Raw genomic sequence first — 20,833 nt, forward strand, 5'->3', positions numbered from 1 at the left:
TACAGGAGGGGTAATAAACAAGAAAGAAAAAAGCCCTAAGCACCGCCAATAACAGGGGGTCTCAGAGCTTGAATTTTCACAGCTAAAATAAAAAAGAGCCTTACTTATGTAGCAGGCCCTTGTTGATATATTTTCTTAGGAAGCACCGGCTTCTTCAAATTCCACTTCTAATTCACCTAAACGGTGGTACTCGGCTAATACAGCCTCCTGGATTTTACCGCGCGTTCCTGAATTGATCGGGTGCGCGATATCTCTAAACTCCCCATCCGGAGTACGTTTGCTCGGCATAGCTACAAATAAGCCATTATTCCCATCGATCACACGAATATCATGAACAACAAATTCATGATCCAGCGTAATAGATGCGATTGCCCTCATTCGTCCATCCGTGTTAACGCGGCGTAATCTAACGTCTGTCACTTCCATTCTGTTCACCACCTTTTCGAGAAGATATAATCCTAATTGTATAAATTCAACATATTTCCTGAATCTCCTTCTTAGATAAAAAATATTTTTTGAATATTTTGTTCAAAATAAAATATTGACTGCTAAAGCACTTTTCTGTATTAAAAAACGCCCGTTCACATGAACGAGCGAAAATAAACGCGGTTATTTATTTTACGAGGGCTACCACTTCAATTTCAACCAATGCATCCTTTGGCAGGCGTGCCACTTCCACACAGGAGCGCGCAGGCTTGTGTGTGCTGAAATATTCCCCATACACTTCATTGATGGCTGCAAACTCGTTCATGTCCTTGATAAATACCGTTGCCTTTACAACGGTATCTAATGACGCGCCCGCTTCTTCAAGCACTGCCTGCAGGTTTTTAAATACCTGATGCGTCTGTTCTTTTACATCACCATCAACCATAACACCTTCTGCCGTAAGCGGAATTTGCCCTGAGCTATAGAATAGGTTATTTACTGTAATTCCCTGAGAATATGGCCCAATTGCTGCCGGCGCGTGATTCGTTTGAATGACTTTCATGAATTCTCCCCCTAAAAAATATGATTATTTTTTAAAATAGTTGCCTTCACTTACATTGATTTTCTTTTCCCTCACGTCAACATCGGATAGACGCACAAGAGAAAGGTACTCGTCAACCAGCCGTTCTTCTGCTTTTTCTGCCTCGACCAGGACAGCAATGCCAGCGAGGTTTGCTTTGAATTCTTCCAGCATGCTGACCATGCCATTAACCGTTCCGCCTGCTTTCATAAAATCGTCAATGATTAAGACATTGGATCCCTCTGCCAGGCTTCTTTTTGAAAGAACCATGGTCTGAATCCTTTTGGCGGAACCTGACACATAGTTAATGCTTACCGTAGATCCTTCTGTCACCTTGCTGTCCCGTCTGACGATGACAACGGGCACATTGAGATAATTAGCGGCAGCATAAGCAAGGGGAATCCCTTTTGTAGCTACCGTCATGACCACATCAACAGGTTTATCTGCAAAGGCTGAGGCAAAGAGCCTTCCTGCACGCTGTACAATTAAAGGGTCTCCAAGAATGTCTGTCATATAAAGATAGCCGCCGGGAAGAAGCCTTTCCGGACTGGCAATTAAGCTGCAGAGCTCATCTACAAATGGCCGGGCTTCATCATCGGTTACTTTAACATGAAACTTTACGCCGCCTGCTGCTCCGGAAACGGTTTGCAGCGTGCCGATTCCTCTTTGCTCAAATGTTTCTTTGATGATTGTGAGATCTTCACTGATCGAAGACTTGGCAGAACCATACCTTTCTGAAAAGAAAGTTAAGGATACCAGCTGACGCGGATGGTTCAATAAATAATTGGTCATATCTATTAACCGTTCGCTTCTGCGAAATTTCATTGTGGAACCCCCATTTAAATCCGAATATTTTAACGATAATATACCATTAATATACGGATTTAATCAAGCTTATGTCTTTCTCCGAGCATTCTGACCGCAAAAACCTGGTCGCAAAAACCTCTAAGGCCATTATAAATCCGATGCATTCTTGAATCATGATGCACAAGCCCAAAGACGGTCGGTCCGCTGCCGCTCATCAGAACAGCATCCGCACCAAATCGTTTCATCTGTTCTTTTATCTGCAGCACCTCGGGATGCATATTTAGTGTTACATCCTCCAGAACATTCCCCATGTTCCGGCAGACATCATTGTAGCTGCCGGCATTAATCGCTTCGATCATTCCTGCAGTATTCGGATGCTGTACCTGCTCTACATCCAGTCTTCTATAAACGTCAGCAGTCGATACGCCGATGAACGGCTTAGCCAGTATGACCCAGCAGGTTGGAGGAGCAGGAAGCTCCTGAATCTTTTCTCCTCTTCCTGTAGCTAAAGCAGTTCCTCCGTATACACAAAAGGACACATCAGAACCGATTTCCGTCCCGATTTCGGCAAGCTCATCCAATGAAAGCCCCAAATCCCACAGCTTGTTAAGGCCTCTTAGAGCTGCGGCTGCATCACTGCTGCCTCCAGCAAGTCCCGCAGCAACCGGGATTGCTTTTTCTATTGTAATGGATACACCTTTTTTCACTTGAAACCGTTCCTTAAGAAGGTGTGCAGCCTGATATGCCAAATTTCGCTGATCATCCGGAACAAATCGGTTATGAGAGATTATCCTTATCTCGTCCTTATCTAAAAGTGTTAATTCCAGGCGGTCTGCCAAATCAATCGTTGTCATTATCATTTCCACTTCATGATAGCCATCTTCCCGTTTATGTAAAACATCTAATGACAAGTTGATCTTAGCAGGCGCCTTCACCATGACCTTCAACATTTCCACCTACTTCTTTCCTCTAAATCGGACTCCTGTCCAGCTCCATTAAGCGAAGCTCTTTGGCCTGCCGGCTCATTCTAAAGGGAATGCCATACATTCATTCAGTATTGACTTTATTTTAACCGGCAATAAGCGGCAGTATTGTGCTTTTCTTCTAGAGCGTCTCCATTTTTTGTCCTATTTTACCACAAATTAAACAGAAAAGCGCAATGGCTTGGAATATAAGGGTTAACACTATTTAATAAAAGGAAAAGCCGAAGCATAAGCTTCGGCTGACGCAGTGCATATTAATGCTTAAACATAATCTGTGCGAATGCTATTTGTTAAGAAGGTTCTGCTGTGCGATTTCAATAGCCCGCTTAACCATATTGCCGGCATCTTTGGCACGGATGCCGCCCCATCCTTCCTTTTGGACCACATCATAAAAGCCAAGCTCTTTCGCAATTTCTTCTTTTAAACCGTCTGACATAACGCCCCGTCTTCTGCCCAACATTAACATCTCCTTTCGCACTGCGGTATGTATAGTATGTGAAAGGGGCCTTTCATTCATGAAAAAAGGCAAACAAAAAGCAGTAAACAATTTGTTCACCGCCCGCTGTCATATATATTAGCTTAAAGCAACCTGTCCTGATGTGTCTTCATAGAATGTAATTTGAACCGTTTCTGTTAAAACATCTGCATAGCTGTAAGATACCCGTTCAAATGCATTTTCATCCTGATCTAACTCAATCACAAATACTGAAGGATACGTTTCTGCCAGAACCCCTGAGCGTTCAATGGTCTTTCTGCGCCCGCCATTTGCTTTTAGCAGGAGCCTTTTCCCAAGATTTGAATCAAGAGCTTTTTTAATATCTGATAATGTTTTTGCCATTCGGTCCACCTCACTATGTTAAGTATATCACACTGACACAATACTGTCAAACAAAAATATAAATTATAACAGTGTTTAAAAATAAATGTCAATATGTTTTGTTCTACTTTTTCTTCTAATTTTCAACAATTTTAGGATTACCTTAAATGGCAAAGATTATGTATGGTTTTTGAAAGCCTTATAAGACTGCACTTCATTACCTGGGAAATAGTCGAATAACATTGCGCGAAATTCCTCGAAAAAACTTAATAAATTCTTGTTTTCCAGGGGAAAAGCATAAAAAAACAAGCCGCTATATAACGCAAACGGCCTGCTGATTAGGATTCGTTTAAATCATCGTCATTGTAAGGCATTCCTGTTCTCAGTACTCCCCGGGTTTCTATTCCTCCGAGCCCCTTTTCACCTGTTAATGTATTTCTTAAAATATCCCATAAATTGATTCTTTCCATAAATGGAGTAAGGCTGACTTTCGCAACAATGTATACAGGGTCAAGGGCATGGATATTCACCCTGGAAGGAGAGCTGGCAAAGTTGGCACCCGCATGGATCAGCGACTCGAAATGGGACTGGCATGCTCCGGCAAAAATGACAAGCTGATCAAGGTGCGGTATTTTTTTGCGTGCTTCCCTCACTGTCTGTACAAACTCCCTGGAGTGCCTGTATGCATTGATATCCGATTTTTTCCCCTTTGCCTTCGAATATGCATCATGACCTGTTACAACCAGAATATCAGGCCTGTAATGATCGATGAGCTGTCCGATTTTCATCGGCATTTCCTTTTCATTGCAATGGATTCCTGTTACGGGTATGCCTATTTTTTCATAGACACTTAAACATTTCTTTAAATAAGAAGGATCACCATCCAGGTGAAGCACCCTGCCTGGTATCTGAAAATAGTTAAGCGTCTTGCTGTAGCCGTCAGTCACCTCATACTCCTGCTTCTCCCTCAATAGAGCGAGGTCCTGCCTGAAAAGCTGGAAGGACTGTTCCTCAAGCGACCTATACTCCTGCTCAACCTTCATCCTCTGCGCCTGGTTAATGACGATTAAATCCTCACAGGGAGCATCCGCAACTAGACGAATATCCTCTCCGAATAATACGGCCATTTTTTTGCCGCCCTGTTCTTTAATATCAATCACGCGGAATAAAATATCACAGTGATAAGAAATTCTTCCGACGATATCCATCGTATTTATAGTCAATGTCGTCACTCCAATTGCCCGAGGGTAAACACGGGCTGCTTCTGATCTATTGTTTGTGATTTATTATTTATGTCATAAATTATGCATTCGTCTATAAACATGTGCGTAGAATTAGAAAAGTGGAAGCGCCTTGCCGGCTCCCGGCTTCACGAGGGGGAAGGTGCTCGTCCTAAAAGCTATGCTTTTATTCGTATGATGATAAAGCTGACGAGGCGTTCCATATAGTGCTATCCAGTTATTGGCGTTCAAAATTTGAGGCAAAAAAAAGCCCGCTGTTTTCAGCAGGGCTTCATTTTTTACGAAAAATGCGGCAGCAGGGCATCGCTCAATCGGGCAAATTCTTCGATGGATAGAGTTTCCCCTCTTCTGCCAGGCTCGACATTGGCTTGTTCGAGAGCGGAGAGAATCTGTTCCTTCTTTTGTTTTCCTCCAGGAAGCTGGCTTGTTAAATTATTCAGCAGAGTCTTGCGTCTTTGTGCAAAGCTTGCTTTTGTCACCTGGAAAAAGAAGGATTCGCTTTTCACCGTCACTGCAGGCTCTTTGCGCTTCGTCAGTTTAATGACGGCTGAATCCACATTCGGCTGTGGAACAAAGACCGTCTTCGGCACGATCATGGCCGTTTCAGCCTCTGTATAGTACTGGACAGCAATGGAGAGTGAGCCGTACTCTTTCGTCCCAGGACGGGCTGAAATTCTGTCTGCTACCTCTTTCTGGAGCATACAGACGATTCCCCTGATCGGAAGCTTGTCCTCGAGCAGTTTCATGATAATCGGTGTTGTAACATAATACGGAAGGTTGGCGACAACCATAATATCATCAAAGCCCTCAAACTCCCGTTCAATCGCTGTCTTAACATCTGCCTTCAATACATCTTCATTGATGATGGATACATGGGAATATGGCGATAAAGTTTCCTCTAAAATAGGGAGCAGCCGCTGGTCAATTTCAAAAGCAAGCACCTTTTTGCTTCTCCGGGCCAGCTGTTCAGTCAATGCCCCAATTCCAGGTCCTATTTCAATGGCGCCCGACTCTTCCTTTAAATCTGCATGATCGACAATTCTTCGGAGAATATTCGTATCGATCAAGAAGTTCTGTCCCAGGCTTTTCTTAAAAGAAAATCCGTATTTATCCAAAATCGCCCGTGTTCTGGCTGGCGTTGCAATATCTTTATGCATTTTGTTCCTCCTTGCGAATAGCTTCGATTGCCTCAGCAAAATCTTTCTGGCTGATCTGAAACATCATTAAGCGCTTATGAAGCTGCTTGCCGTTTGTGTAGCCGATTTTGAGAAGTCTGCCAAGCTTTTCTCTTCTTTCCTTGGCGCCTTCTCCGCCAATCAGGCCTGCGGTTACCAGGTCTTCCTGGGTAATGGTTTCTTCATATGTTTCCTGCATAACCTGGGCATCCTTTAATGCCTGGCGGATCATTTCAGGCGATGCGTGCTCAACGCCCACTCCTCTGCCATGCTTTTGGAGGGCATCCGCTTTTTCTATAAAGGCATGCTTGCATCCGGGTACATCATTGTTGATCGTATTCCGGATTTTTTGGCCAGGAAAATCCGGGTCTGTGAATACGATTACCCCTCTAGTTTTCTGGGCAAGCTTTATTTTTTCAATGGTTTCCTGATTTATGGCAGATCCATTGGTTTCAATTGTATCGGCATCAAGGGCTCTTTTGATCGCCGCTGTATCATCCTTGCCTTCAACAACGATAATTTCTTTGATTTTCATACTTCCTCCATGAAAAATAAAATATAAAAAAAATGAAAAAAAATTGAAACATTTCTGTAATGTAATTCGTCTAAATAGATGTAAGAAGAATATAGTAATAAAGAATAGTTCTTATTATATATGATGCAGCTGAGAAATGAAAAATGTTAATTATTAACCTTCTCTGCAAGGAAATAAAAAATGCAGGGAAAGCCCCTGCATCAACAAAAATTAATTCAATATTTTAATCTTTACGGTCTTTCTTCCCCATTTGTAAGCTTCTGATTTGGAGGAGAAGAATACATCGATTTTGTTGCCTTTGATAGCACCGCCCGTATCTGCTGCAACGGCATAGCCATAACCTTCAACATAGACCTTCGTTCCAAGTGGAATGACACTTGGATCAACAGCTATTACCTTTGCACCCGGATTGGCACGCAGATCCAAGCCAGTAGCGGTTCTGCCTGAGCATCCGCTGCAATTGGCCGTATAGGCTGTTGATGATACATATATTTCTTTTCCGCTTGCCTTGCTGCTTGTTCCGCGGGAAACCACCTGTGTTGCTGCAGCCACCTTTGTTCCGACAGCTACTACCTTATCCTGCTTTTCTTTCACTTGCTTTTCACTGATCAGCTTTCTGGAAACTTCTTTGCCATTCTCCAGGACGACTTCAAATTCTTTCGTCTTAAGGCCTTCTTTTCCAGCATTCATCACCTTTTCAGTGCCTTTAGCCAAGCTATTATCCTTCTTTGTCACAACTGCGAAATTAATTGGTTCTTCCACTACATCGGTGACTTTTTCAACTCGAATGACTTTTATGATGTCATTGGCTTTGACTGTCTCTTCCAACTTTGGTTCAACACGGTCTAAATCATTAATCTTGATTCCCTGCTGTGATAAAAAGTCAGCGACCGTAGTCGAAGTTGACCAAACCTGCTTCTCTTTGCCGCCATGATTAAGCGTTAAAGCGAATGCTTTCTCTACTTGAATTTCAAGGTTGCTTTTAATTTTATCCTCTGGCTTTGGCTGAACCTTATCATGTTCAGTCAGAGTAATATTCTGTTCTTTTAAAACGTCTCCGACCGTCTTTGCAGCCGTCCAAATCGTTTTCTTCTCGTTATCTGTTACAACGTTCACCTGTTTAGCCGGTTCATAGACAATTTCTGTATTGTCCTTAACCTCTGTGTTTACCGAGGGAAACACATAATCTTCTGAGCGGAGTGAAATATCTAGATCATCGAATATATCTTGAATCGTTGATGCATGCGTTTTGATGACTTTCTCTTGGCCATCTATCGTCAGTGCTACTGTTTTCTTTGTCGTTTCATATGCAATGAAACCGCAGGCAGCAGCAAAGACTACTAAACTAGCAGAAAAAATGGCCAATTTCTTTTTACTCAAAGACTTGGATAACAGGTTTTTCATGTTTTGAATCACGATGAAAAACGCCTCCTTTTCTCTCGGAGTGATTATATAGAGTATCTTGCCGACTGTCAACTCTTTCAATTTTCCAGCTTCCGAAAGGCTGGTGAATGCAGGCATTGGGCTATGATTGCCTGAATCCATAGAACTGCACTCTATCTCTATGTATGAAAGACAGCTCCTCTCTATGCATGCCTTCTTGCAACTGCCCCGTTTTCGATGATGCTTGCCTTGGATTTATACTTTTCCACACTCATCTGAAAAATCCTTCTTTTTTTGATTTAGGGATTTTTACGTCTTTTTGGTAATCCCTTATTTTCTGCCGATCAGGCGTTCAGCAAGCGGGAGCACTTCCGGAAGTACCTCAAGTTTTCAGACTGCCGGTTCTCTATCTGTCACGCTCCTCAACTTGCAGCAAACGCCTTCCGCTCGATCGGCAGGGGTGCTGGAACAGCACTTTTTCGAACTTTCTAGCTTCCGCTTTTCTAGTAAATGGCAAGCCCTCTCGTAAACGTATTTCCTATTATGCAAAAAAAACAGGATAAAGGAAAGAGAGACTTATCGACATGGTTATCCTATGAGAAGAAAGAGACATGTAGAACTTTTTAGAATCAGAAAAAATTTGGACAAGCTCCCACAGGTTTCGACAAAAAGAGATATCAGTTTATGCCGAATAATTTTTTTGCATTTTCTGTGGTTGCTTGTGCAACTTCTTCTACCGAAAGTCCTTTTATTTCTGCAATCTGTTCTGCAACTAGTTTGACATAACTAGGTTCATTCCGTTTTCCTCTGAATGGATGAGGAGTAAGATAGGGACAGTCTGTTTCAATCAATAGCTTTTCAAGCGGAATAACATCGGCTACTTCTTTTGGCTTTTTTGCATTTTTGAATGTCACCGGACCTCCAAGTGAAATAAAAAAGTTCATATCCACACACTCTTTGGCAATTTCAGGGCTGCCGCTAAAGCAATGCATGATGCCTCCTACTTCTCCCGCTCCTTCTTCCTTAAGGATTTCGACTATATCGGCTGTCGCATCACGGTTATGGATAACGATGGGAAGCTTAACTTTTTTCGCAAGACGAATCTGCTTTCGGAAGACTTCTTGCTGAATATCCTTTGGAGACTTGTCCCAATAATAATCCAGGCCCATTTCTCCCAGTGCAACCACTTTTGGATGGCTGGAAAGCTCTTCAATCCACTGAAGATCATCCTCTGTCATATCAATGGCATCAACCGGATGCCATCCTACACTTGCGTAGATGAAATCGTATTTCTCAGTCAGCTCCATCGCTTTCTCAATAGTTGGACGGTCAAACCCAACGACCACAATGTTGGAAATTCCTTCATCAAGGGCCCTGTCAATCACCTCTTGTAAATCCTCGTTATATTGTTCGGCATTAAGGTGTGCGTGTGTGTCGAAAAACATCAAAAAACTCCTTTTTCTCCATATTATTTTTCTATTACTATTATGTCAGTCATGTAACAAAAATAATGTGATAACAAAATGGTTCGAATTAAATAAAATCACCTAAAATTACTTTTTAAGAATATTTTTTTCCAAAAATAAAAAACATAGAAATGCCCACGGTATACGCTTAACACTTCTATGTTTTTATTTTAAACAGGAGAAATAAATAATATTATTTTACCCTTGCACCCAATGGAAGGGATTCAGCGATTGTGGCAAGTGAAAGTTCTCCGTCTTTTCCTCCTGCTAAAATCATTCCTTCTGAAAGCTCACCGCGAAGTTTAACAGGCTTTAAATTTGTGACGCAGATGACTTTTCTGCCGACCAGGTCTTCCGGTTTATAGTATTTGGCAATCCCGGAAACGACCTGGCGCTTTTCATAGCCAAGATCAAGCTGTAACTTTAAGAGCTTATCAGCTTTTTTCACCGGTTCAGCCTGAATGACCTGAGCCACTCTTAAATCGACCTTCATAAAGTCACCGATTGTGATTTCCTCACTATCCGGCTTTTCCTCTGCTTTTGCTTCCACTTTAGGAGCAGATCCCTGCATTTTGGTTTTAATGAACTCGACTTCTTCATTAATATCCAGGCGAGGGAAAATCGGTTCTCCCTTTAATACCTTTGTGCCTTCAGGAATCAGGCCGAATGTTTCAAGGCTTTCCCAGGATGTTAATGCTTCTTCGTTTATATTCAGCTGTGAGAATACTTCTTTTGGCGTACGTGTCAGGAATGGCTGCAGAAGCACTGCGATTCTGCGCAGGGATTCCGCCAGATGAGCCATTACACTCGCAAGTTCTTCTCTTTTCTCTTCCTCTTTGGCAAGAGCCCAAGGCTGCGTTTCATCTATATATTTATTCGTTCTGCTGACAAGCTGCCAAACTGCAGATAGGGCAACAGAGAACTCCATTTTTTCCATAGCTTCCTCATATTTGGAAACCGTCTCACGGTTCATTTGCAGCAGCTGCTGGTCAAACTCTCCGTCTGAATCTTTATATGCCGGAATGACACCGTCAAAATATTTATTAACCATCGCAATCGTCCGGTTTAAAAGGTTTCCTAAATCATTGGCAAGATCAAAGTTGATTCTTTCCACAAAACCTTCTGGCGTAAACACTCCGTCTGCGCCGAATGGCACTTCGCGAAGCAGGTAATAGCGAAGAGCATCAAGACCATATCGGTCAATAAGGGTAACAGGATCCACTACATTTCCTTTTGATTTGGACATTTTGCCGTCCTTCATCAAAAGCCAGCCATGAGCAAACACTTTTTTAGGAAGGGGCAGATCCAATGCCATCAGCATGATTGGCCAGTAAATTGTATGGAAGCGCACAATTTCCTTCCCTACCAGGTGTACATCGGCAGGCCAATAGTTCAGATACTTGGAATCATCATCTGTTCCATAGCCAAGCGCTGTGATGTAATTTGATAGTGCGTCGATCCATACATAAACAACATGCTTTGGATTATTCGGCACTTTCACTCCCCAGTCAAAAGTGGTCCTGGATACCGCCAAATCCTCGAGACCCGGTTTAATGAAGTTATTGATCATCTCATTCTTACGGGATTCAGGCTGTATGAAAGATGGGTTTTCTTCATAATACTGCAGAAGCCTGTCAGCGTACTTGCTTACCTTAAAGAAATAGGATTCTTCTTTTACTTTATGAACGGGACGTCCGCAGTCAGGGCAGTTTCCATCTACAAGCTGCCGTTCTGTGTAATAAGACTCACATGGTGTACAGTACCAGCCTTCATATTCGCCAAGATAAATGTCACCCTGTTCTACAAGCTGAGCGAAGATTTTTTCTACGATCTGCTTATGTCTGTCCTGAGTAGTACGGATAAAGTCATCATAGGAAATATCGAGCTTCTTCCAGAGATCCTGGATGCCGGCGACAATTTCATCTACGTACTGCTGCGGTGTTACCCCTTTTTCTTCTGCCTTCTCCTGAATCTTCTGTCCATGTTCATCCGTACCTGTCAGGTACATAACGTCAAAGCCGCGCATGCGCTTGTAGCGTGCCATTGCATCTCCGGCAACAGTTGTATAGGCATGCCCTATATGTAAATTTCCGCTAGGATAATAAATTGGAGTGGTTAAATAAAACGTCTTTAATTTGTCCTCCACAAGATTCCCTCCCTCATTTTTTAAGAAAGCATGGGGTGCATATATATATATGCAGCTATGCTTTTGTCTGACTCATAATGGATACTAAGAAAAGCGCAAGCGCCTTGGTCACGATGGAACGCAGACTAAAAACTCCACGTCCTGTGGCAACGTCTGCATGACCCCCATCCTGGGGGCCTCAAGCACAAGACGAGCCTCACGGAAAGGTGTTCTTTACCTTTTTGGGAGGCTTGGCTTGTGACCTCGAGGGGGTAGGCGCTGGAGCTAGACAGTTATCGAAGTTCAAAGTTATACTTTCTTATCTCTGTAAAAAAATCCCGCCCAATTTGGACGAGAGTATTAATCAGAAAATCGTGCCGTTTTGGGCCTGCTATATCAATATTTTACAAGAAGTTATATTCGTCAGCATAACCTCTTATACCATCAAAATATACCTAAAAACTTGAAATTGTGCAACCAATAGGCAGAAAGGGATGGCAGGATTTTTCTTAAATTAAATTTTTTTATTTACTAACCCTAAAAAAGGAAATTAACTTTCGAATATTATTATAGTAAAAGTATAAATATTGTAGAATTTTGTCGAAATGTCGAAAAGAGTCATATTACTAATTTTTGTTTGGTTCTTCCTCCTTTCTATATTAAACCTTCTTAATTTCTTAAAAAACGTTGTTATATCAACCCTTCAACTTATATCCTAAAATTTTCTATTTTAATTCAAAATAAAGTAATTGACGTATATGGGAATGGCTGGTATTATAAATGTAATAAAGATTTTGTCGAATAATGACGAAACAACATAGATAGAGAAAAATATTATTGGAGATTTGAGAGGAGACTTTTATTATGAAATCCACAGGTATTGTTCGTAAAGTTGATGAGCTTGGCCGCGTAGTTATCCCTATTGAATTAAGACGTACACTTGGAATTGCTGAAAAGGACGCTTTGGAAATCTACGTTGATGACGAAAGAATCATCCTTAAAAAGTACAAGCCAAACATGACTTGCCAAGTTACTGGGGAAGTATCTGATGAAAATATCTCATTAGCAAACGGCAAATTAATTCTAAGCCGTGACGGTGCAGAACAGCTGTTAAAAGAAATTCAAAACACTTTTGAATTAGCAAAATAATAATGAAGAAAAGCTTCTCACGCGTGTGAGAAGCTTTTTTACTAGCTGCCTTATTCCTCAATATGATAAGCATGATAAACATCCCGCTTATTTATTCCCCGGTCTTTTGCCGTTTGCTTAATGGCTTCTTTGCTCGATAGTCCAGTTTCTTCTATATAATGTCTAACATGATCTTCAACCGAAAGATTCTCCCACCAAGCTGTTTCTTCATCCTGCACAGCCTCGGAAGTTCCTTCAATAATAATCACAAATTCTCCTCGTACCTCTCCATTTGAGGCCCATTCCATTGCTTCTGCTACAGTTCCCCGGATAAATTCTTCATATTTCTTCGTCAGTTCGCGGCATAACACGATATTCCTGTTCCCCATAATATCCGACATCAGCGAGAGGGTTTCCTTCAGGCGGTGGGGAGCTTCATATAAGATGATGGTTGCATTCAGCTTCGAGAGATTTTCCAGCTCCTGTTTCTTCAGTTTCTTCTGCCTGTTCAGGAAACCGTAGAAATAAAAGGGCTGTGTATCAATGCCGGAAGCAATCAGGCCGGTCAGGGCAGCATTCGCACCAGGAAGGGGCACCACTGTCAGCTTTTCTTCAGCAGCCGCCACTACAAGATCAAAGCCCGGGTCTGAAATCGCAGGCATTCCTGCATCACTGACAAGGGCAATCTTTGCGCCATTGGCCACTTTGTCAAGCAGCTTCTGCCCGCTTGCCTCCTTATTATGTTCGTGATAGCTGATAATGGGTGTTGCAATATCAAAATGATTACAGAGCTTCTTCGTATTGCGCGTATCCTCCGCCGCAATAAAGTCAGCTTCCTTCAGAATCCTAACTGCTCTGAAACTCATGTCTTCCAGATTGCCGATCGGAGTCGGGACTAAATAAAGGATTCCTTTTGTTTCTTCGTGTTCAAAGCTTTTTTGCTGCCACATATGTACCACCAGTCTCTTTCATTAAAAACTCTTCTTTCTTTTTCCGGGGCCATTGCTTAAATTCATATTCGGCTCTCATCGCTTCGCCTTTTTCAGAAAAGGATCGAAAGAAGACCAGGTCCACCGGCCCTCTGCCTCTTGTATACTTCGCCCCTTTTCCTTCATTATGGGCCTTCACCCGTTTTTCAAGATCATTGGTATAGCCCGCGTACAAGCTGCCATCACGGCAATGGAGAACGTAAAAATAATGGCTATTCTCCATATAAAATCTCTCTCATTTCAGATGTGTATTCATTTTCTTCATTATATACAAATAAAGGAGGCAGGATTTTCAGGTCCGGATTTCCGTTTTTGACCGCCTCAATCAGCAGGGTATTCGCTTCTTTTCCGGCCTTCGGATAGACGAATTGCACCCTTTTCGGCTCAAGCTTATACTTGCGCATCAGTGTGACAATATCCAGGAACCTGCCCGGCCTGTGCACAAATGCCACCTTGCCTCCCTGTCTCGCCAGCCCGCTTGACGCTTTAATCGCGTCCTCCAGTGTACAGAGAATTTCATGGCGGGCAATCGCCAAATGTTCATTCTCATTGATTTCCTCCCGGGAAGGTGTAGGAAAATAGGGCGGGTTGCAGGTCACAACATCAAATTTTCCATAACCTAAAACCTGATGTATTTCTTTAATATCTCCGTGAATCATCTTAATCCGCTCTTGAAGCTTATTGTATTCAATGCTTCTGACCGCCATATCATGCAAACGTTCCTGAATTTCTACGCCTGTAATGGCCCCCTTTGTTCTTGTGCTTAAAAAAAGCGGTATCACGCCATTTCCGCTGCACAAATCAATGAGATTGCCTTTTTGAATCGGCACATATACAAACCGGGCCAGCAGGACAGCATCCAGTGAAAAAGAAAAAACGGCCGGGCTTTGAATAATTCTCATATCTTCAGCCAGCAAATAGTCCAGACGTTCCCCTTCTTTTAAAAAATCCATTCTTGATCCTCCATGCTTCTCTGATTCTTTGCTTCTATGGAAAAATAGCCTTCCCATCATCAGGAAGGCTAAAATTTACTTCTTATTCAGGAAAGACAAGCAAAACAGACAGTCTCCCTCTTTTCGAGGGCTGCCGAAATGGAGATTGCAAATATGAAACCCTTCCTGATAAAGGCGGGCAAGGTTATCATAGCCCTCTCCAATATCAATTACCTTATCATCATCGGCAGCATCGGCAGACTGCTCTGATTTGCCTTTTTTCGCCGATGTGCTTTCCTTTTCCGCAGATATGTCTAAATGGCGTCTTAAATGTTCATTTTCCAGCTTCAAAGAGTTATTCTCTTCAAGTATTTCTGCCAAATGCTGCTTTAACTCACCAAGCTGCTGATATAACTCTCCAATTTGGGTTTCCATATTACTCACTGAGTCAAAGATTTCTTTTTTATCCACGACTTCCACCTCTTAATCTGTGGACTGAACTGATACAGCACCTTGTTTTAAAATTTCATCCAGTGTATATTCGAGGACGCGCTCCGCTTCTTTCACATCAACCTGCAGAACACGCTCCAATATATTCAAGCCTACCACTTTTCCAGCTCCATCAGGGGTCTGAATCCATTCCCCAAGGTCCGGAAGCTGTTCCTTTGCTGCTTCGTACTCATCATTTTCATACTTCAGGCAGCACATTAAGCGTCCGCACAATCCTGATATTTTCGTTGGGTTCAACGATAGATTCTGGTCCTTTGCCATTTTGATGGATACAGGATCAAAATCACCAAGGAAAGTGGAGCAGCAGAGCATTCTTCCGCATGGGCCAATTCCGCCCAGCATTTTTGCTTCATCCCTCACACCAATCTGGCGAAGTTCTATCCTTGTCCGGAAGATGGCTGCGAGGTCTTTGACAAGCTCGCGGAAATCAACCCGGCCATCAGCCGTAAAGTAGAAAATGACCTTATTTCGGTCAAATGTATATTCAACATCGACCAGCTTCATATCAAGCTGATGTGTATGGACCTTTTCACAGCAGACCTCATATGCTTCCTTGGCCGCCTGCTTGTTCTCCTCGACAATCATGCGATCCTTTTGATCTGCAATACGAAGAACCTTTTTTAATGGGAGGACAACATCATGTTCATCGACCTGCTTCGGGGCAATTACCACTTTTCCGTATTCTACGCCTCGGACAGTTTCGACAATGACAAAGTCATCCTTTTGTATTGAGAGATCTCCGGGATCAAAATAATAAATCTTGCCCGCTTTTTTAAAGCGCACTCCTACTACATCATACAAAGGAAGATCCCTCCTGCAATTTTAACACAAGCTGTTCCATCAACAGCTGCGGATTCATATTTGCCTGTAATTTTCTTTTGGCTTCCAAAACAGCCGTCATCTGTTCCGTCAGACGCTTTGTAGAAGATTGCAGTGCAAACTGCTCTAAACGATTTCGTTCGTTCAGATGGACAACCTGGTCTTGTTTCCCAAGCTGAATATATAGTAAATCTTTAAAAATAAGAAGTAATAGATCCAAGCCGCGATCAATCTGCTCTTTTTCTTTAAAGTGCAAGAACCAATCCTCCTGCAGGGCAACCATCGCCTCAAGCGGATTCTTCTTCACCACTTCATATAATTTTAACACTATTTTTTGTGCTTGTACAAACCAATCATCAGAACTATATTGCAAAGCCTCATCCAAATTATTGGTAATTTGTGCAAGTAATGGTGCCTGGGCAGGATCCACTCCATTATTTTTTAATTGCTGAATCATTTCTGCAGGAGATAATGGTTTAAAAGAAATGGTCTGGCAGCGGGATAGAATAGTAGGAAGCATCTGCTGCGACTGCTCGGTAATAAGCACAGCGGTCGTCTCTGCATGGGGTTCCTCCAGGAATTTAAGCAAACTGTTGGCAGCGTTAACTGTCATTCTATCAGCATGTACAATCACATAAAGCTTGCGTTTAGATTCCACCCCGGTCTTTGAAAACTCTTCCTGCAGGCTTTGAATTTGACTTTTTTTGATAGAAAGCCCGTCCGGCTCAAGAATATGAACATCAGGGTGATTGCCGCTGTTGATCCTCTTACAGTTTGAACATGTTTCACATGGAACATACCCATCAAGCGGCTCAAGACAGAATCGGCTTTTCGCCAAAAGCATACTTGCTTCCCGCTTTCCCGTTCCTTTCATCCCTTCAAATAAGTAGGCGTGGGCCAGCCGATCCTTCTCTATGCTATTTTTAAACATTTTCAATACAACTGGCTGTATGACCTCCAGCTGTTCCCACGTTTTTCCCACAATGATCACTCACTTACATATATATATTTATTAAAAGTCCCTTAATCTCGCCGACTTTCCCCAGTATATCGATAGATGATTCTTCTTTTTTCATTAGTTCATCCGTCAGCTCTGACAGCTTTTCATCAACCGTTTCTACTACTTTCAGAGACCGGCCCTGTCCATGCTGGTTCCAGCTGTGCGATTGCTTCAGCTCCATCCCAAAGTCAACGGCTTCCTTCACAAACCGCTTCACAAGCGTTTTAAATTTGGCTAAATCCTTAAAGGTTCTGGAGCGCGCCAGCCGTTCTCCAGCGGCATCTATATCCTTCAACAGACCCTGAAGCTGAGAAGCCTGCATTTTCTGGTCCTGCTTCTGTACCATTTCAGAAAATTTAACGCCGCTTCCGGCCGCCTGCTTCTGCTCATTGCGGACATTTTCCATCTTGAGCCGAAGTTCCTGATTAATTTTCATACCTAATCCTCCGCAAAGGGTATTAAGCTCCCTTTGTATTTATTAAAAATGGTGGAATTGTTCAACCGGCAGGACAAATACCGTCGCACCGCCAACTTCGACTTCTACAGGGTAAGGCACATAAGAATCCGCATTTCCGCCCATTGGCGATACAGGTGCTACCAGCTGATCTCTAGCTCTGCAATTTTCTTTAATTATCTGCAGGGCTCTCTCCACACGGATATCCTCTGTCCCAATCATGAACGTTGTATTGCCTGATTTCAAGAATCCGCCCGTGCTGGCCAATTTTGTCGCACGAAAATTATTGTCAACCAACGCATTCATTAACTTATTGCTGTCCTGATCCTGAATGACTGCCAGAATTAATTTCATAAGCCCATCCCCTTTACAAGTTTTTGATCCGTTTTATCTTACTTTTATTATATCAATTATTTTATCTTCAAGCAGAAATTAAGGGAATACCGGAAAAATTATTTTGAAAACTGGCCAGCAAGTTTATTAAAAAAGCCTTAAAGAGATATAATCTTTAAGGCGAATTTTTATATTAGTTCTTTCAGCTTGCGCTCCGCCTGCTGATATACTTCCTCCACTGGCCTCGATGCATCGATTTTAGTGATGCGCTCCGGGTAAAGCTCCATTAGCTTCAAATAGCCTTCCCGCACTTTGTGGTGAAAGTCGAGCTTTTCCAGGTCCAGGCGGTTCACTTCCCGGCCTTTATGCTGATTGATTCGGTCCAGCCCATCCTCCGGTTCAATATCAAAATACAGCGTCAGTTCAGGCATCATGCCTTCAATGGCAAAGCTGTTTATAGAGTATACTTCATCAATGCCGAGGCCCCTTGCATAGCCCTGATAAGCAAGTGAACTATCAATAAACCGATCACATAATATGATGAATCCCTTATCCATCGCTGGCTTTACTTTTTCAGCCAGGTGCTGCCTTCTGGCTGCAGCATATAGCAGTGCCTCTGTTCTTGGATCCATCTTTGTATTATTTTTATCAAGTATGACACTTCTGATCTGCTCTGCAATCTCAATTCCGCCAGGCTCTCTTGTCTGAAGAACCTGATAGCCTTCCTTTGTCAGATTGCTTGCCAGCATATCAATAATCGTTGTTTTTCCGGCACCCTCAGGTCCTTCGACCGTAATAAACTTACCTTTTTTCATTTTACTTCCTCCAGCTGCTGTTATACATCCTGATAAACGTGAATGCTGCCTCTTTTTATATTTTCCCCACTTTGGAACCGTGCTCCGGCCATAATTTGAAATCTTATGTTTGCTATGTCTTCCCCTTCTATGATTTCACCAGGGAATAATAGCGGAATGCCTGGCGGATAAGGAGTTACCTGCTGTGCACATATTTTGCCGGCGGCCTCTTCCAGAGCCACCGTTTTAATGGCGCGACGTTCTTGTTCCTTTTGCTCCAGGGCAAGGCCAGAGACAGGCCTTTTACTGAAAGGGATTTTATCATGGCGGTCTGCAGGTCCATATGATTTCAACTCTTCTTCCAAGCAGTGAATAACCCGTTCTAATGGATAATCCATATCTTTTTTTAAAAGAGGCAAAACAAATAGGACATTATCTGGATCTGCCATTTCTGTAAAAATCCCGTGCTTCTCCAGAAGAATCTGCAGTTCAAACCCGCTAAGAACGGTTTCCGACTGGATGGTCACTTTTAAAGGGTCACCGTTTTGATGTTCAAAATTCAAAACTTTAATTCCTGTTACCTTACTTAGTTTCTTCCTGAACTGCCTGATTTTTTCAAGCAGTACTTCCTCATCCTTTGCCGAAAAGGAACCTAAATAGGCTCTTGCCAAATCAAGAGATGCCATAATGAGATAGGAAGGGCTGCTTGATTGGAGAACCCCCAGAAATTTGGACACTCTTTCTTCCTTTATTAAATGGCTATTAAAATGCAGATAAGCCCCCATCGTCATAGCAGGCAGAGTCTTATGTGCGGATTGTACAACCAGATCTGCCTGAAGCTGAACGGCCGAAGCAGGAAAATCTTTTCCCCCGATCAAATGTGCTCCATGTGCTTCATCCACCAGTACGGGGATTCCATGATTATGAGCGTACTCAATAATGCTTTCAAGGTCAAACACCATTCCGTAATAATTAGGATAGGTTAAGACAAGGGCTTTTGCTTCCGGATTTTGTCTGATTGCCTCTTTAACGGTCTCTAAAGCTACTCCCCCGGCAACGCCCCACTCTTCATTAAATTCAGGCGCTAAAAAGACAGGCTTAGCCTTAGCCAATGTAATGCCATTAAGAATGGACTTATGACAATTCCGCTGGACAAGTACAGTCTCATTTTCCTTTGCGGCTGACATGACCATGGCGAGATTTCCTGAGGTCGATCCGTTAACAAGGAAAAAGCTTTTTGGAACACCATACAAATCGGCAAGCAGCTTTTGCGCCTCCAAAATGACTCCTTCAGGAGAATGCAAATCATCCAGTCCGCTGAGCTCAGTAGCATCGAGCTTTAAAATATCTTTAAAATATTCTGCTCCCTCACCGCCTGAAAGATGACCGTTCTTATGTCCCGGCACATGAAAAGATACCGGCTGATGTGAAGCATGTTTTTTTAATTGATCCCAAAATGGAGTCTGTTCGTGATTCATATCTTCATCACTTTCCTAAGATTCTTCTCTTATTTTAACAAATCAAGTATACGCTTGCTATAAAAGAAACATGAGGGCGATATCTGCGCCAGTCCCTGAATCATCAAGCAAATTTATGAAAGAAATCCTTTATAGACATACACCCAAATTAGATTTCCATCATACAATATTAATCAAGTAACCTCAAAAAACCCGCCAATGAATATTCGAAAAATTGTATACAATACCATTGATCTGGGCAGAATAAGTGTATGGAGGTGGAGTGATTGGGTTCGCTATTAGCAAAAAAACATGCAGGGGAAGAATGTGTCATATGCGAGCAGGAAAAAACCAGGGGAATACATCTATACACTTCTTTTATCTGCACAGATTGTGAAAAAGATTTAATCACCACGGATACAAGCAATCCAAAATATAATTATTACTTAAAGAAACTGCGGAAAATAACCATGCCGGAGATATTTTCTTAAAATGTAAGCCCTTTGATAGGGGCTTTTTATTTTATGCGGGTTTCTTGGGCCTACCCAGCCAGCATGGCGGGCAGTTTATCTAATATGTTTTTGTTTTTATCTAGCAGGAATTCGATTTTATCTCGCATATATTGAAGTTTATCACACCTTTTGGCACAATCCATCTTTGGTGAGAACGGATTTGACTTTTAAAAAGATGATGCAATAAGGAGTGGCGCATATCATGAAAAAGTGGCGCATTTGTTGACCGATGTGACGCAAATATCTATTTTCCATTAAAAAGAAGAGTCCCAATAAAATATTGGGTACCGTAACTCATCCAAGCACACAAAAAAGAGCACCCATCAGGTGCTCTTTCATATGCCCGGCAGCGTCCTACTCTCACAGG

24 protein-coding genes are annotated in these 20,833 nt (G+C 42.4%); 2 read left to right on the forward strand and 22 right to left on the reverse strand.

The genetic code is table 11. The features are described 5' to 3' along the window. Positions 1–135 precede the first annotated feature (135 nt). From spoVG to metG, 12 genes are all read right to left on the reverse strand, one after another. Entirely contained in the window at positions 136–426 is a 291-nt protein-coding gene (gene spoVG, locus ACEQ1T_RS16775) for a septation regulator SpoVG (protein ID WP_009336662.1), read from the reverse strand. Positions 427–613: 187 nt separating this feature from the next. Then, the gene (gene ridA / locus ACEQ1T_RS16780) at positions 614–988 is read right to left on the reverse strand and encodes a 2-iminobutanoate/2-iminopropanoate deaminase (protein ID WP_206845875.1); all 375 of its coding nucleotides are present in this window, start codon (positions 986–988) and stop codon (positions 614–616) included. A 24-nt stretch (positions 989–1,012) separates the two neighbouring features. Continuing rightward, positions 1,013–1,831 (reverse strand): pur operon repressor, encoded by an 819-nt coding sequence (gene purR, locus ACEQ1T_RS16785; protein ID WP_009336664.1) that lies wholly within the window; start codon positions 1,829–1,831, stop codon positions 1,013–1,015. Between the two features lie 59 nt (positions 1,832–1,890). Further along, the gene (ispE, locus tag ACEQ1T_RS16790; RefSeq protein WP_206845903.1) at positions 1,891–2,760 is read right to left on the reverse strand and encodes a 4-(cytidine 5'-diphospho)-2-C-methyl-D-erythritol kinase; all 870 of its coding nucleotides are present in this window, start codon (positions 2,758–2,760) and stop codon (positions 1,891–1,893) included. A gap of 319 nt (positions 2,761–3,079) precedes the next feature. Further along, the gene (locus ACEQ1T_RS16795; RefSeq protein ID WP_026041722.1) at positions 3,080–3,253 is read right to left on the reverse strand and encodes a small, acid-soluble spore protein, alpha/beta type; all 174 of its coding nucleotides are present in this window, start codon (positions 3,251–3,253) and stop codon (positions 3,080–3,082) included. Positions 3,254–3,370: 117 nt separating this feature from the next. After that, positions 3,371–3,634, reverse strand: a complete 264-nt coding sequence (gene veg, locus ACEQ1T_RS16800) for a biofilm formation stimulator Veg (protein ID WP_009336667.1) — start codon at positions 3,632–3,634, stop codon at positions 3,371–3,373. Between the two features lie 317 nt (positions 3,635–3,951). Further along, entirely contained in the window at positions 3,952–4,836 is an 885-nt protein-coding gene (yabG, locus tag ACEQ1T_RS16805) for a sporulation peptidase YabG (protein ID WP_370223850.1), read from the reverse strand. 296 nt (positions 4,837–5,132) lie between these two features. Beyond that, on the reverse strand, positions 5,133–6,011 hold the full coding sequence (gene rsmA, locus ACEQ1T_RS16810; protein WP_370223852.1) for a 16S rRNA (adenine(1518)-N(6)/adenine(1519)-N(6))-dimethyltransferase RsmA: 879 nt from the start codon (positions 6,009–6,011) through the stop codon (positions 5,133–5,135). Further along, positions 6,004–6,564 (reverse strand): ribonuclease M5, encoded by a 561-nt coding sequence (rnmV, locus tag ACEQ1T_RS16815; protein ID WP_370223853.1) that lies wholly within the window; start codon positions 6,562–6,564, stop codon positions 6,004–6,006. The genes rsmA and rnmV overlap by 8 nt, the downstream gene beginning before the upstream one ends. Before the next feature lie 210 nt (positions 6,565–6,774). After that, entirely contained in the window at positions 6,775–7,968 is a 1,194-nt protein-coding gene (locus tag ACEQ1T_RS16820) for a ubiquitin-like domain-containing protein (RefSeq protein WP_370223864.1), read from the reverse strand. Positions 7,969–8,624: 656 nt separating this feature from the next. Next, complete coding sequence (locus ACEQ1T_RS16825; protein WP_206845878.1) at positions 8,625–9,392, reverse strand: TatD family hydrolase; 768 nt, start codon at positions 9,390–9,392, stop codon at positions 8,625–8,627. Between the two features lie 214 nt (positions 9,393–9,606). Then, the gene (gene metG, locus ACEQ1T_RS16830; protein ID WP_370223854.1) at positions 9,607–11,559 is read right to left on the reverse strand and encodes a methionine--tRNA ligase; all 1,953 of its coding nucleotides are present in this window, start codon (positions 11,557–11,559) and stop codon (positions 9,607–9,609) included. 843 nt (positions 11,560–12,402) lie between these two features. Between metG and ACEQ1T_RS16835 the strand changes: the two genes are divergently transcribed. Then, complete coding sequence (locus ACEQ1T_RS16835; RefSeq protein ID WP_009336674.1) at positions 12,403–12,687, forward strand: AbrB/MazE/SpoVT family DNA-binding domain-containing protein; 285 nt, start codon at positions 12,403–12,405, stop codon at positions 12,685–12,687. 50 nt (positions 12,688–12,737) lie between these two features. Here ACEQ1T_RS16835 and rsmI read toward each other — a convergent pair whose 3' ends face one another. From rsmI to ACEQ1T_RS16885, 10 genes are all read right to left on the reverse strand, one after another. Continuing rightward, the gene (rsmI, locus tag ACEQ1T_RS16840) at positions 12,738–13,616 is read right to left on the reverse strand and encodes a 16S rRNA (cytidine(1402)-2'-O)-methyltransferase (RefSeq protein ID WP_206845882.1); all 879 of its coding nucleotides are present in this window, start codon (positions 13,614–13,616) and stop codon (positions 12,738–12,740) included. Beyond that, positions 13,594–13,878 (reverse strand): GIY-YIG nuclease family protein, encoded by a 285-nt coding sequence (locus ACEQ1T_RS16845; protein ID WP_370223856.1) that lies wholly within the window; start codon positions 13,876–13,878, stop codon positions 13,594–13,596. The genes rsmI and ACEQ1T_RS16845 overlap by 23 nt, the downstream gene beginning before the upstream one ends. Further along, positions 13,868–14,608 carry a tRNA1(Val) (adenine(37)-N6)-methyltransferase gene (locus tag ACEQ1T_RS16850; protein WP_370223857.1) on the reverse strand — a complete coding sequence of 247 codons (741 nt, stop codon included), beginning with the start codon at positions 14,606–14,608 and terminating at the stop codon, positions 13,868–13,870. The genes ACEQ1T_RS16845 and ACEQ1T_RS16850 overlap by 11 nt, the downstream gene beginning before the upstream one ends. Before the next feature lie 75 nt (positions 14,609–14,683). After that, positions 14,684–15,058, reverse strand: coding sequence for a DNA replication initiation control protein YabA (gene yabA / locus ACEQ1T_RS16855; protein WP_061794161.1), 375 nt, complete (start codon positions 15,056–15,058; stop codon positions 14,684–14,686). 12 nt (positions 15,059–15,070) lie between these two features. After that, a complete protein-coding gene (locus tag ACEQ1T_RS16860) occupies positions 15,071–15,898 on the reverse strand; it encodes a stage 0 sporulation family protein (RefSeq protein WP_009336679.1) in 828 nt (275 codons plus the stop codon). Next, positions 15,891–16,898 carry a DNA polymerase III subunit delta' gene (holB, locus tag ACEQ1T_RS16865; RefSeq protein WP_009336680.1) on the reverse strand — a complete coding sequence of 336 codons (1,008 nt, stop codon included), beginning with the start codon at positions 16,896–16,898 and terminating at the stop codon, positions 15,891–15,893. Before holB ends, ACEQ1T_RS16860 begins: the two co-directional genes overlap by 8 nt. A gap of 13 nt (positions 16,899–16,911) precedes the next feature. Beyond that, the gene (locus tag ACEQ1T_RS16870) at positions 16,912–17,352 is read right to left on the reverse strand and encodes a YaaR family protein (RefSeq protein WP_206845886.1); all 441 of its coding nucleotides are present in this window, start codon (positions 17,350–17,352) and stop codon (positions 16,912–16,914) included. A 42-nt stretch (positions 17,353–17,394) separates the two neighbouring features. Then, a complete protein-coding gene (locus tag ACEQ1T_RS16875; RefSeq protein ID WP_009336682.1) occupies positions 17,395–17,724 on the reverse strand; it encodes a cyclic-di-AMP receptor in 330 nt (109 codons plus the stop codon). A 167-nt stretch (positions 17,725–17,891) separates the two neighbouring features. After that, positions 17,892–18,518 carry a dTMP kinase gene (gene tmk / locus ACEQ1T_RS16880; RefSeq protein ID WP_370223859.1) on the reverse strand — a complete coding sequence of 209 codons (627 nt, stop codon included), beginning with the start codon at positions 18,516–18,518 and terminating at the stop codon, positions 17,892–17,894. A 20-nt stretch (positions 18,519–18,538) separates the two neighbouring features. Further along, the gene (locus ACEQ1T_RS16885; RefSeq protein WP_370223860.1) at positions 18,539–19,975 is read right to left on the reverse strand and encodes an aminotransferase class I/II-fold pyridoxal phosphate-dependent enzyme; all 1,437 of its coding nucleotides are present in this window, start codon (positions 19,973–19,975) and stop codon (positions 18,539–18,541) included. A gap of 266 nt (positions 19,976–20,241) precedes the next feature. Here ACEQ1T_RS16885 and ACEQ1T_RS16890 point away from each other — a divergent pair, with 266 nt between their 5' ends. Beyond that, on the forward strand, positions 20,242–20,445 hold the full coding sequence (locus tag ACEQ1T_RS16890; RefSeq protein WP_206845890.1) for a sigma factor G inhibitor Gin: 204 nt from the start codon (positions 20,242–20,244) through the stop codon (positions 20,443–20,445). The last annotated feature ends 388 nt before the right edge of the window (positions 20,446–20,833 follow it).

The sequence above is a fragment of the Cytobacillus sp. genome (assembly GCF_964223445.1).
In the GTDB taxonomy this organism is placed as follows: domain Bacteria; phylum Bacillota; class Bacilli; order Bacillales; family Cytobacillaceae; genus Cytobacillus.

Excerpts from the sequence above, each read along its gene's own strand:
- ACEQ1T_RS16825 (WP_206845878.1), bottom strand. The coding sequence starts at position 9,392 with ATGTTTTTCGACACACACGCACACCTTAATGCCGAACAATATAACGAG.
- purR (WP_009336664.1), bottom strand. The coding sequence starts at position 1,831 with ATGAAATTTCGCAGAAGCGAACGGTTAATAGATATGACCAATTATTTA.
- ACEQ1T_RS16835 (WP_009336674.1), top strand. The coding sequence starts at position 12,403 with ATGAAATCCACAGGTATTGTTCGTAAAGTTGATGAGCTTGGCCGCGTA.
- rsmI (WP_206845882.1), bottom strand. The coding sequence starts at position 13,616 with ATGTGGCAGCAAAAAAGCTTTGAACACGAAGAAACAAAAGGAATCCTT.
- ACEQ1T_RS16875 (WP_009336682.1), bottom strand. The coding sequence starts at position 17,724 with ATGAAATTAATTCTGGCAGTCATTCAGGATCAGGACAGCAATAAGTTA.
- ACEQ1T_RS16870 (WP_206845886.1), bottom strand. The coding sequence starts at position 17,352 with ATGAAAATTAATCAGGAACTTCGGCTCAAGATGGAAAATGTCCGCAAT.
- veg (WP_009336667.1), bottom strand. The coding sequence starts at position 3,634 with ATGGCAAAAACATTATCAGATATTAAAAAAGCTCTTGATTCAAATCTT.
- ACEQ1T_RS16820 (WP_370223864.1), bottom strand. The coding sequence starts at position 7,968 with ATGAAAAACCTGTTATCCAAGTCTTTGAGTAAAAAGAAATTGGCCATT.
- rnmV (WP_370223853.1), bottom strand. The coding sequence starts at position 6,564 with ATGAAAATCAAAGAAATTATCGTTGTTGAAGGCAAGGATGATACAGCG.
- ACEQ1T_RS16885 (WP_370223860.1), bottom strand. The coding sequence starts at position 19,975 with ATGAATCACGAACAGACTCCATTTTGGGATCAATTAAAAAAACATGCT.
- ridA (WP_206845875.1), bottom strand. The coding sequence starts at position 988 with ATGAAAGTCATTCAAACGAATCACGCGCCGGCAGCAATTGGGCCATAT.
- tmk (WP_370223859.1), bottom strand. The coding sequence starts at position 18,518 with ATGAAAAAAGGTAAGTTTATTACGGTCGAAGGACCTGAGGGTGCCGGA.
- ACEQ1T_RS16845 (WP_370223856.1), bottom strand. The coding sequence starts at position 13,878 with ATGGAGAATAGCCATTATTTTTACGTTCTCCATTGCCGTGATGGCAGC.
- rsmA (WP_370223852.1), bottom strand. The coding sequence starts at position 6,011 with ATGCATAAAGATATTGCAACGCCAGCCAGAACACGGGCGATTTTGGAT.
- ACEQ1T_RS16850 (WP_370223857.1), bottom strand. The coding sequence starts at position 14,608 with ATGGATTTTTTAAAAGAAGGGGAACGTCTGGACTATTTGCTGGCTGAA.
- spoVG (WP_009336662.1), bottom strand. The coding sequence starts at position 426 with ATGGAAGTGACAGACGTTAGATTACGCCGCGTTAACACGGATGGACGA.